The 9,970-nt window shown below is 59.6% G+C and carries 11 protein-coding genes; 10 read left to right on the top strand and 1 reads right to left on the bottom strand.

Features of this window, described 5'->3' with window-relative positions:
- Nucleotides 1-171: 171 nt before the first annotated feature.
- On the bottom strand, nt 172-867 hold the full coding sequence (locus P7F28_RS30645) for a GAF domain-containing protein (protein WP_277188898.1): 696 nt from the start codon (nt 865-867) through the stop codon (nt 172-174).
- Between the two features lie 268 nt (nt 868-1,135).
- On the opposite strand from P7F28_RS30645, the gene P7F28_RS30640 reads away from it, so the two are divergent.
- The 10 genes from P7F28_RS30640 to P7F28_RS30595 all read left to right on the top strand — a co-directional run.
- Nucleotides 1,136-2,374: an MFS transporter gene (locus P7F28_RS30640; RefSeq protein ID WP_277188896.1), complete on the top strand. Its 1,239-nt coding sequence runs from the start codon at nt 1,136-1,138 to the stop codon at nt 2,372-2,374.
- Between the two features lie 44 nt (nt 2,375-2,418).
- Entirely contained in the window at nt 2,419-3,348 is a 930-nt protein-coding gene (locus tag P7F28_RS30635; protein WP_277188894.1) for a LysR family transcriptional regulator, read from the top strand.
- 111 nt (nt 3,349-3,459) lie between these two features.
- Complete coding sequence (locus P7F28_RS30630) at nt 3,460-3,951, top strand: hydroxyquinol 1,2-dioxygenase (RefSeq protein ID WP_277188892.1); 492 nt, start codon at nt 3,460-3,462, stop codon at nt 3,949-3,951.
- A 23-nt stretch (nt 3,952-3,974) separates the two neighbouring features.
- Nucleotides 3,975-4,991, top strand: a complete 1,017-nt coding sequence (locus P7F28_RS30625; protein WP_277188890.1) for a hydroxyquinol 1,2-dioxygenase — start codon at nt 3,975-3,977, stop codon at nt 4,989-4,991.
- A gap of 23 nt (nt 4,992-5,014) precedes the next feature.
- Complete coding sequence (locus tag P7F28_RS30620; RefSeq protein ID WP_277188889.1) at nt 5,015-6,481, top strand: aldehyde dehydrogenase family protein; 1,467 nt, start codon at nt 5,015-5,017, stop codon at nt 6,479-6,481.
- 7 nt (nt 6,482-6,488) lie between these two features.
- Nucleotides 6,489-7,541: a maleylacetate reductase gene (locus tag P7F28_RS30615; protein ID WP_277188888.1), complete on the top strand. Its 1,053-nt coding sequence runs from the start codon at nt 6,489-6,491 to the stop codon at nt 7,539-7,541.
- Between the two features lie 18 nt (nt 7,542-7,559).
- Nucleotides 7,560-8,387 carry an intradiol ring-cleavage dioxygenase gene (locus tag P7F28_RS30610; RefSeq protein WP_277188887.1) on the top strand — a complete coding sequence of 276 codons (828 nt, stop codon included), beginning with the start codon at nt 7,560-7,562 and terminating at the stop codon, nt 8,385-8,387.
- 2 nt (nt 8,388-8,389) lie between these two features.
- The gene (locus P7F28_RS30605) at nt 8,390-8,701 is read left to right on the top strand and encodes a YciI family protein (protein ID WP_277188886.1); all 312 of its coding nucleotides are present in this window, start codon (nt 8,390-8,392) and stop codon (nt 8,699-8,701) included.
- Complete coding sequence (locus P7F28_RS30600; RefSeq protein ID WP_277188885.1) at nt 8,698-9,039, top strand: Rieske 2Fe-2S domain-containing protein; 342 nt, start codon at nt 8,698-8,700, stop codon at nt 9,037-9,039. Before P7F28_RS30605 ends, P7F28_RS30600 begins: the two co-directional genes overlap by 4 nt.
- Before the next feature lie 675 nt (nt 9,040-9,714).
- Nucleotides 9,715-9,970: porin (locus P7F28_RS30595; RefSeq protein ID WP_277188884.1), on the top strand; the 256-nt coding region annotated here is incomplete at its 3' end.

The raw sequence follows: 9,970 nt of genomic DNA, 5'->3' as shown, positions 1-9,970 counted from the left end.
TTTCTGACCCGAACCATCGAACGGGTGAGCACGGAAATGAGCCTGCATGTGCTTGCGTACAACCTAAAGAGAGTGATTAAGCTACTCGGTTCGGATGCGATTGTGAGGGCAATACGGGCGTGATGCCCTTAGAGACTCTCGAGTCGGGGCGACGACTCCGCTGCGGTAAGATCAGGCTCCTCTATACGACCGCCTCCGAGACTTACGCCGAATCAGTATCTTTTCATCCCTGGCCGTCGTCCGTTTTGACACGCTCTGGGCCGATAGCGGCCCGCGCAGATCATGTCCGAGCACGGCGATGAACTGCTCGCGCAACGCGCTCGTTTGCTGCTCTTGCGCGAGTCTTGCCGCACTGCGCCGCAGTTCGTTTTCTCTCAGACGCTCGTTATGCAGATGCAACGCGATCAGTTCGGCGAACGCCTTGAACATGGACACCGTGCTGGACGTCGAAACCGTGTGCGGCACGGAATCTAGCGCGCAGAGATTGCCGAAATATTCGCCGTCCGGCAGCACGATCGGCACGGAAATATAGCTTTGCAGATGGTAGATACGCGGCGTGTGATGACTCGCATAATGCGGGTCCGTGCTCACATGATCGATCACGATCGGCTCGCGCGCCAAACGCGATTCCATGCACAACGTGGTCTGCAATTCCAGTTGGCCGCCGGGCAGCAGGCCGAGCGCCAGATCGTCCTTTACGGCGCATGCGGTCCACGAGTGATCCGTGACGCGCGCGACGGCTGAAAAGCGCATGCCGGTGTTGTTGCAGATCACGTCGAGAATGGACGACACCGCCGCGATTCGCCCGACTGCGGCCACGTCATGTGCAATCTGCTCCGGAGACTCCTGGTCCACGACAGCGTTCATAAAGTATCGATGGGGTTGGGCCTTGACGCGGCCGTTCGAAAGAGTGAAATGTTTGCGAACGTCAGTGTATACCGTTCGAGCAAGGGCTTATTTTACGGTCGCGCCGTCAACGTTTGCGTGCGCCAGACCCTTTAAAAACAGCATTATTCGCGATTCGCAAATGCGTCATTCGCGGCTTGTCCCGTTCTGTTCCGGCGATGCTTGCGCCACTCTCTGTCTCACGGCGGCGCTAACCGCCTTGAACAAGACATTGACACAGGAGACAGGCATGAACGCGAAACCGTGGGATACGACCTACGAATGGAAAGCCGTGGCGCTGCTCGCGCTCGGCTTCGGACTGGTGGGACTCGACCGGTGGCTGATCGCGCCGCTGTTTCCATCGATCATGAAGGATCTGCATCTGACCGCGCAGGACGTGGGGAATTGCATCGGCATATTGGGTTTGTCGTGGGGCGTGTTTGCTGCGTTGATGGGTGGCATTTCCGACAAGATCGGCCGACGCAAAGTGCTGATTCCGGCGATCATCGCGTTCTCGTTGTTGTCGGGATTCTCCGGCGTGGCAGGTGGATTGGCGGGCCTGATGGCGGTGCGCGCATTGATGGGCGTGGCCGAAGGATCGTTCTGCCCGACCAGCTTCGCTGCGACTGCGGACGCATCGCATCCCAAGCGGCGCGGCTTCAATTTAGGCCTTCAGCAAAGCGGTTTCGCGCTGTTCGGCCTCGCGCTTTCACCGATCATCGCGACGCAATTGCTCGGCGTGATGAGCTGGCGCTGGGTGTTCGCGCTGGTCGCGGTGCCGGGCTTGATCATCGGCGTGTTGATGTACTTTACGATCCGCGAGCCTGAAACGCAGACCTCGGTGGAACACGAACGCGGCCACTGGCGCGATGTGCTCAAGCGCCGCAATATTCCTATCGCCATGGTGGCGCTGTTCTGCGCGATGACCGGCGTGTTCGTGCTCGGCGCCATGCTGCCGCTCTATCTCACCGACTATCTTTCGCTCGATACGCAGCGCATGGGCGTGGTGGTGTCCGCGATTGGCTTTGGCGGCTTTGTCGGGCAATTCGGCTTGCCGGGATTGTCGGATATCGTCGGGCGGCGCGTGGCGTGTATTGTCGGATTCGCGGGCACGGCCGTGATGCTTTACGTGTTTCGCGGACTCGGTGCGCAGCCGCTGGCCTTGTTTATCGTGCTGTTCGTGGCGGCGTTCTTCACGCTCGGCCTGGTGTCGCTGTTGTCCGGGCCGGTGGCGACGGAAGCCGCGCCCATCGGCATGGTTTCCACTGCGATCGGCATCGTGGTCGGTGCGGGTGAAATTTTTGGCGGCGGCATTGCGCCTGCGATTGCCGGGTTCGTCGCCACACATTTCGGCATCCATAATATTTTATGGCTGCCGATTTGCGCGGTGGTGCTGGGTATCGGCGTGAGTCTGTTGCTCGAGGAGACCGCGCCTGCGCGTGTGAATCGCAAGCAGGCTGCATCGGCGGAAGTGCCGGTGATCGAATAAGCAAGGCTACACTCCATGCTGGAGACACAATATAAGAGACCGGCATGGATCGATTTCTCAGTATCGAAGCCTTTGTGCGCGTGGCGGAAACCAGCAGCTTTGCCGAGGCGGCGCGGCAGCTCGGCGTGACCAGTTCCGTGGTGACGAACCGTATCCAGCAACTGGAGAAGTTCGTCAATGCGCCGCTGTTTCATCGCAGCACGCGGCATGTGCGGCTGTCCGAAGTGGGTGAGACGTTCTACCGTGAATGCGCGGAAGTGGTCGGGCGCGTCAATGAACTGACCGATCAGATGCGCGAATTGCGCGCCACGCCCACTGGACGGCTGCGCATACAAATGCTGCCGGGCTTTGCGCTCGGGCATTTCGGCGCGGCAATGGCCGCATTCAATCGCCAATATCCCGGCATTCAGCTCGATGTCATCGTCAATGACCGTGTGGTCGATCCGATCGAAGAAGGTTTCGATGTCGCGTTTCAAATCTTTCCGCCGATATCGGAATCGCTGATCGAGCGAAGGCTTTTTACCGTTCGACGCTTGTTTTGCGCGGCGCCTTCGTATGTGCACGCGCATGGCGCGCCGCAGCATCCGCGTGAATTGTTGCAGCACACCACGGCGCTTTATTCGGGCTATCCATCGCGTAACCGATGGACCATGACGCGCAGCGATGAAGTCGTCGAAATGGAGTTGCCGGGCATGATCCGCTCGAACTCCGTCCATTTGCTGCGCGACTATGCACTGACTGGCGCGGGCATCGTATGTTTGCCGACGCTCGTCGCAAGCGATGCGCTTTTAGCAGGCTCGCTCCTGCCGATCTTGACCGACTACGCGCTCGCGGCGCTCAATTTCGCGGCCGTTTATCCCGCAACGCAGCGACAGGCGCTGAAGGTGAAAGCGCTGGTCGAATTTCTCGCGGACCGACTTGGGCCCGAACCCGCGTGGGACGTGCCGTTGATCGAACGCGGCTGGATTGCCTGAACGCATTATTCGCGAAACGCAAATGCCGTAGTCGGTCCGCTGCCGCTTGTTGACGCGTCGCTGCGCTCCTAAAGTTGAATCACGCAAGACATTCAACTAAAGGAGACAGCAATGACCGACACCGCGTTTCACACCGTCTTCGGCTCGCTCGACGGATACCGCAAGGGCGAGATCGAAATCACCAGTGGCCAGGCGAGCCACTATGTCTTTTCCAACGTCTTCGAAGTCGCGGCGAATGCTGCGCCCTACGAGAAGATCGTCGTTGGCAAGAACCTCGAATATGTGATCGAAACGCTGCGCACCGATGGGCGTTCGCCGTGGTTCGCGTGCTCACATGATGAGTTCGTTATCCTGATGGATGGCGAAGTGCGCATCGACTTTATCAAGCTCGATACCCCGCCGCAAAACACCGCGGGCACCGTGCTCGCTGACAATCCAGCTGGCCGTGCGATGGGACATGTCGTATTGCGTCGCGGACATCAGGCTTTGCTGCCTGCCGGATGCGCGTATCGATTCAGCGCGGAAAAGCCGGGCGTGGCGCTCGTGCAGACCTTGTTCGGTGCGTTGTCGGTGGAGAAGTGGGCCGACATCTGCCTGCATTAAAGACGCTATTCAGGAGACAAGTCATGGCCATGCTCGATACACCCGATCATCAAACCTTCGCTGCCGACACCGTTCAGGCCAGCGAACCCGATGCCGTTACCGGTTATCGCCGCTTCACGTTGGGCGCATTCGAATTCCTGCGCGATGAATACTTCGTCAAGATCAACTGGCCCGCAAAAGGCCAGACCCGCACCCACGCCGTGCCCGCCGATGCCTTCCTGCGTGCGATGATGCGCGACGTCGCATGGGGCTTCTTCTACGGCTGGGTCAACTTCGATCACGTCTTCGGCACGCGCAATCATTACGGCAAGGTCGATATCTACGCCGGTTCTTTCAACGGCATCATGAAAGACGCGGGCGTCGATTATATGGAGACCTTCGAAACGCCGACCATCATGGCGACGTTCAAGGCGATCCTGCACGACTGGACCAACGAAGGCTTCGACCCGTTCGCTGCGCCCGAAGAAACCGGCACCGCATTTGGCCGCAAACACGGCGATAACGATGCCGCTATCGAACGCACTCGCGTTGCCACGCGCCGCATGCCGGGCCTCGAAGGCGATTCGCCTTTGCGTAACGATCTGCCTGTGAATCGCGCGTTTGCGGACGTTGCGCAAGACGAACCCGAAGTGCATGTGGAAGCGGGTTTTGAAGGGCAACTGCATGCGTTCAGTCTGTTCAAGTATCTGTCACGATCGGACGTGACGTGGAACCCTTCGGTCACTTCCGTATGCGGTCAAAGCCTTTTTTGCCCGACGACCGAGGAATACATCCTGCCGGTCTTTCACGGTAACGACCGCGTGGAATGGTTTCTTCAGTTATCCGATGAAATCGTCTGGGACATTGGCGACAAGAACACGGGCGCGCCGCGTGCGCGAATCACCATGCGCGCCGGCGATATCTGCGCAATGCCCGCCGATATCCGTCATCAGGGCTACTCGACCAAACGCTCGATGCTGCTTGTGTGGGAGAACGCCACGCCCAATCTGCCGAAGCGCTACGAAAGCGGTGAGCTGAAGCCGTATCCGGTCGATTTCTGAATCCGTGCTCGAGGACGAAAATTATGCATAACCAACTTTTCATCGATGGTCGTTTCACCGATGCCCTCGAAGGCAGCACCATCGACGTGCTCAATCCGCACGACGGCTCGCTCATCACGAAGATCGCGGCTGCTACGGCAGCGGACGTGGATCTCGCAGTCGCAGCGGCAACGCGCGCCTTCCCGCAGTGGTCCGCGATGGCCGCAGCGGATCGCGGACGCCTGCTGCTGCGTCTCGCCGATGCGATCGAAGCGAACGCGGAAGAACTCGCGCAGCTCGAATCGCTGGATACGGGTCATCCCATTCGTGATTCGCGCGCGCTCGATGTGCCGCGCACCGCTGCGTGTTTCCGTTATTTCGGCGGCATGGCCGACAAGCTGCAAGGCTCGGTGATTCCCGTCGAGACCGGCTTTCTCAACTACGTGCAACGCGCGCCGATCGGCGTGGTCGGGCAGATCGTGCCGTGGAATTTTCCACTGATGTTCACGAGCTGGAAAATGGGTCCGGCGCTGGCAGCGGGCAATACGGTCGTGTTGAAGCCTTCGGAGATTACGCCTTTATCTACGCTGCGAATCGTCGAATTGATGGCGGAAGTGGGCTTTCCGAAGGGCGTGGTCAATATCGTGCCGGGATATGGTCATACGGCCGGACAGCGGCTTGCGGAGCATCCGGGCGTGGGCAAGATCGCGTTCACCGGATCGACGGCGACGGGGCGGCGCATCGTCGAAGCGTCGCAGGGGAATCTCAAGCGCGTGCAACTGGAATTGGGCGGCAAAGGCGCGAATATCGTATTCGACGATGCCGATCTCGACGCCGCCATCAATGGCGCAGCGTGGGCGATCTTTCACAATCAAGGGCAGGCGTGTATCGCCGGTTCGCGCCTGATCCTGCACGAGCGCATTGCCGATGAATTCCTCGAACGGTTCGTCGCGCTGGCCGCTTCGGTGCGCGTGGGCAATCCACTTGATCCGGACACCGAAATGGGACCGCTCACGTCGCTGCAACATCTCGAACGCGTGAAGGCATTCGTCGATGTCGCGCGCGAGCAGGGCGGACGCGTGCTGACGGGCGGCACGTCGCCGAACGATGCATCGCTTGCGAAGGGCTATTACGTGCGGCCCACGGTGATCGAAGCGAAGACGGCACAAGACCGCATCGTGCAAGAAGAAGTGTTCGGGCCGTTCGTCACCGTGCTGCGTTTCAAGAACGATGACGAAGCGCTCGCCATCGCAAATGGTACGGACTACGGATTAGGTAGTGGCTTGTGGACGCGCGATCTGTCACGCGCGCATCGCATGGCGGCGGAGATTCATGCGGGCATGTGCTGGATCAATTGCTATAAGCGCGTGAATCCGGGCAGTCCGTTCGGCGGCGTGGGGCAATCGGGATATGGCCGCGAAATGGGCTTCGAAGCCATGCACGACTATACCGAAGCGCGTTCGGTGTGGGTCAATGTTGACGGCAATGTGCCGCCGCATTTCAAGCGTTGAGACCGTGATGGAACACTTCGTTTATCAGGCGATGCCATCGCGCGTGGTGTTCGAATGGGGCGCGCTCGCGCAGTTGCCCGCCGAAGTGGAACGGCTCGGCGCGCGGCGTGCGCTGATTCTGTCCACGCCCGAACAACGCGCCCTGGCCGATGAAGTCGCCCGCGTGCTCGGCGAGCGCGCAGCGGGCGTGCATGCCGAAGCGGTGATGCACGTGCCGGTGGAAGTCGCGCACGCGGCGTGTGACAAAGCTGCATCGCTCGATGCGGATTGTTGCGTGGCCGTGGGCGGCGGATCGACCATCGGACTCGGCAAGGCGATTGCATTGGAATCCTCATTACCGATTATCGCGGTGCCGACCACCTACGCAGGCTCGGAGATGACGCCGATCTACGGCCTCACCGAAGGCCGCTTGAAGCGCACGGGCCGCGATCTGCGCGTGCTGCCGCGCACCGTGATCTACGATCCTTCGCTGACGATGTCCTTGCCGGCGGCGGTATCGGTGGCATCGGGCGTGAATGCGATTGCGCATGCGGTCGAAGCGCTCTATGCGGAAGACGCGAATCCGATCATCAGCCTGATGGCGGAAGAAGCGATCCGTGCGCTGGGCGAAGCCTTGCCGCATATCGAAGATCGCGCCATGCGAAGCCGCGCGCTATACGGTGCGTGGCTGGCGGGAACGTGTCTTGGGGCAGTCGGCATGGCGCTGCATCACAAGCTTTGCCATACGCTCGGCGGCACCTTTAATTTGCCGCACGCGGCTATGCACGCTGCATTGTTGCCGCACACGGCGCACTATAACCACAGCGCCGCGCCTGAAGCGCTGTCACGCGTGGCGCGTGCCCTCGGCGGTCAAGGTGCGGAAGAGGCCGGTGCGCTGTTATATGCCTTGAATCGCAGGCTCGGCATCGAACCTGCGCTTGCGCGTATCGGTATGCCGGAAGCAGGACTCGATGAAGCCGCCGATCTCGCGTGCCGTAATCCCTATGCGAATCCGCGTCCCATCGAACGCGATGCGATTCGTGCGCTGCTGCAAAAGGCATGGGAAGGCGCGGCGCCATAAAACAACGTGGAGGAAGACATGTCCCCTGAACAAGCGCTGACCGAAGAGGTTATCGCCAGTTTCGCGAAGACGAAGGACGAGCGATTGCGCACGCTGATGCAAGGCCTGGTGAAGCATCTTCACGCGTTTGTGCATGAAGTAGAGCCGACCGAAGCCGAGTGGATGACGGCCATACGCTTCCTGACCGCAACCGGTCAAAAGTGCGATGACGTCGTGCGTCAGGAATTTATTTTGCTCTCCGATACACTTGGCATCTCCATGCTGGTCGATGCGATCAATCATCGTCACGCGACGGGCGCAACGGACAGTACCGTGTTCGGCCCGTTTTATATCGAAGGGATGCCGGAACGTGCATATGGCGAGAATATGGCATTCACGCCGGGCACACGCGCTATCGTGCATGGCCGCGTGCTCGATACCCACGGCGCGCCGATCGACAATGCGGTGCTCGATGTCTGGCAGACAGCGGATAACGGCATGTACTCAGGGCAAGATACGGCGCAGCCGCACGGCAATCTGCGCGGCCGATATCGCACTGATGCGCAAGGGCGCTATGCCATCAGCACCATCGTGCCCGTGAGCTATCCGATTCCGACCGATGGTCCCGTCGGCGACATGCTGAACGCGACGGGGCGGCATCCGTGGCGGCCCGCGCATCTGCATTTCATGATCGATGCGCCGGGGTATCGCAGGCTCGTCACGCATCTGTTCGATGAAAACGATCCGTATCTCCATTCCGATGCGGTATTCGGCGTGAAGCCTTCGTTGATGGTGGCGTATCGCGAGCGTGAAGATGGCGTTAGCCGTGAAGCGCTTTATGACTTCGTGCTGGATCGGAGCGAATGAACATGGGACGCTATTTCGCTATCTTCGCCACGGATCGCCCCAACATGCGCGACGTGCGCGAGCGCGTGCGGCCGACGCATCGCACGTATTTACGCGGTGCGTCGCGGCATGGCGTATTCGTGCGGCTTGGTGGCCCGACGCTCGCGCCGCAGGGTGATGCGATGAACGGCACGTTGCTGGTGGTCGAAGCGGACGGCATCAACGACGTGATGCGCTTTATCGAAAATGATCCGTATATGCAGACCGGTTTGTTTGAACGCGTCGAAGTGAGGCCGTGGGACTGGAGCATGGGCAACCCGGAGCATCGCATATGAAACTGTGCTCGCTCGATGATGTACCCGACGGCGGCGCGCGCGTGATCAATGCAGCCGATTCATCGGGTGCAAGCAAGCCGGTGATCGTCGTGCGTCGCGGTGCGAACGTGTGGGCCTATGTGAATCGATGTCCGCATTTTTCCGTGCCGCTCGATTATGAGCCGGGTCAGGTGCATTGCTATCGCGCGCAAGTGCTGATGTGTGCGCATCACAGCGCGATATTTCGCTTCGAGGACGGGCGGTGCATCGAAGGACCGTGCGCGGGTGCATCGCTCGATGCGGTGGCTGTTGTGGTCGATGAAGGCTCGCTTGCGGTCGAGGTATCGAATCACGGATGAGCGTACGCGCCTTTGTCACATTACGCTTGGCTCGCCAATATGATTCGCGTTCCTGATTAATAATCAAGCCGATGCGCAAGCGCTCACCGCTTTCGCATTCGCATTCGCGACAGCATTGACACGCATCGTCGCGATCTCGGAGACCACGAGGGCGAGCGCGACCAGCGCACTCGCAAGATAGCCGGGGCATTGAGTTGCGTGACGAAACTATAGGCAAGACGGTTTTATCGAGCTACCACGCAAGCTGAGTAGCAGTTCGCCGGAAAATGAGGAAATGCGCGCTTCGACGAGTTTCAGAGCCAGTTGGGTATCGCGCGCAATGTGCTGGTCGCGTTGATGCAATGGGGTCACGAATGGCTCGCGACCTCTGACAAGCCACCTGTTCGGCTCGACGGAGGAAATCGCCGCGTGTTAAACGACAAATAAATTTGCTTGCCCGCTGCACAAAGGCCGCTAAGCGGTCAATGCCATGCGCTAAACAATTCGGCTTTGTTGCGTAAAACCCAACAATAGAGGGACTCTGCTTGCAGTTGAATTTTGCCTGCGATATTTGATGTGTTAAAAGTCCGCCAGCCTTTTAAAACGAGCGTGCCAGAACGACCTTTAGACCGTCAATCGAAAGCCGCCGCTAAAAGAGCGCTCAGTGAAATAAGAGAGATCAGGACAAGACATATCATGAAGACACTCACATCGCGTGCGCTTGGCGCACTTGGCCTGAGCGCGATTGCGCTTGCCAGCCAGTCCGTTTTCGCGCAAAGCTCGGTCACGCTTTACGGCGTCGCCGACGTCAGCCTGCGTTATCTCACCAACGCGAACGCGAATAACGACAACAAGCTCTACATGACCAACGGCGCGATCACCAACAGCCGGATCGGATTGAAGGGCAGCGAAGATCTCGGTGGCGGTCTTAGCGCGATTTTCCGCCTGGAAA

This window comes from Caballeronia sp. BR00000012568055, assembly GCF_029439455.1.
GTDB lineage: Bacteria > Pseudomonadota > Gammaproteobacteria > Burkholderiales > Burkholderiaceae > Caballeronia.
Note: the sequence above shows the minus strand (reverse complement) of the source record. Positions and strands in the feature narration are given on the sequence as shown.

Excerpts from the sequence above, each read along its gene's own strand:
- P7F28_RS30645 (WP_277188898.1), bottom strand. The coding sequence starts at position 867 with ATGAACGCTGTCGTGGACCAGGAGTCTCCGGAGCAGATTGCACATGAC.
- P7F28_RS30640 (WP_277188896.1), top strand. The coding sequence starts at position 1,136 with ATGAACGCGAAACCGTGGGATACGACCTACGAATGGAAAGCCGTGGCG.
- P7F28_RS30635 (WP_277188894.1), top strand. The coding sequence starts at position 2,419 with ATGGATCGATTTCTCAGTATCGAAGCCTTTGTGCGCGTGGCGGAAACC.
- P7F28_RS30630 (WP_277188892.1), top strand. The coding sequence starts at position 3,460 with ATGACCGACACCGCGTTTCACACCGTCTTCGGCTCGCTCGACGGATAC.
- P7F28_RS30625 (WP_277188890.1), top strand. The coding sequence starts at position 3,975 with ATGGCCATGCTCGATACACCCGATCATCAAACCTTCGCTGCCGACACC.
- P7F28_RS30620 (WP_277188889.1), top strand. The coding sequence starts at position 5,015 with ATGCATAACCAACTTTTCATCGATGGTCGTTTCACCGATGCCCTCGAA.
- P7F28_RS30615 (WP_277188888.1), top strand. The coding sequence starts at position 6,489 with ATGGAACACTTCGTTTATCAGGCGATGCCATCGCGCGTGGTGTTCGAA.
- P7F28_RS30610 (WP_277188887.1), top strand. The coding sequence starts at position 7,560 with ATGTCCCCTGAACAAGCGCTGACCGAAGAGGTTATCGCCAGTTTCGCG.
- P7F28_RS30605 (WP_277188886.1), top strand. The coding sequence starts at position 8,390 with ATGGGACGCTATTTCGCTATCTTCGCCACGGATCGCCCCAACATGCGC.
- P7F28_RS30600 (WP_277188885.1), top strand. The coding sequence starts at position 8,698 with ATGAAACTGTGCTCGCTCGATGATGTACCCGACGGCGGCGCGCGCGTG.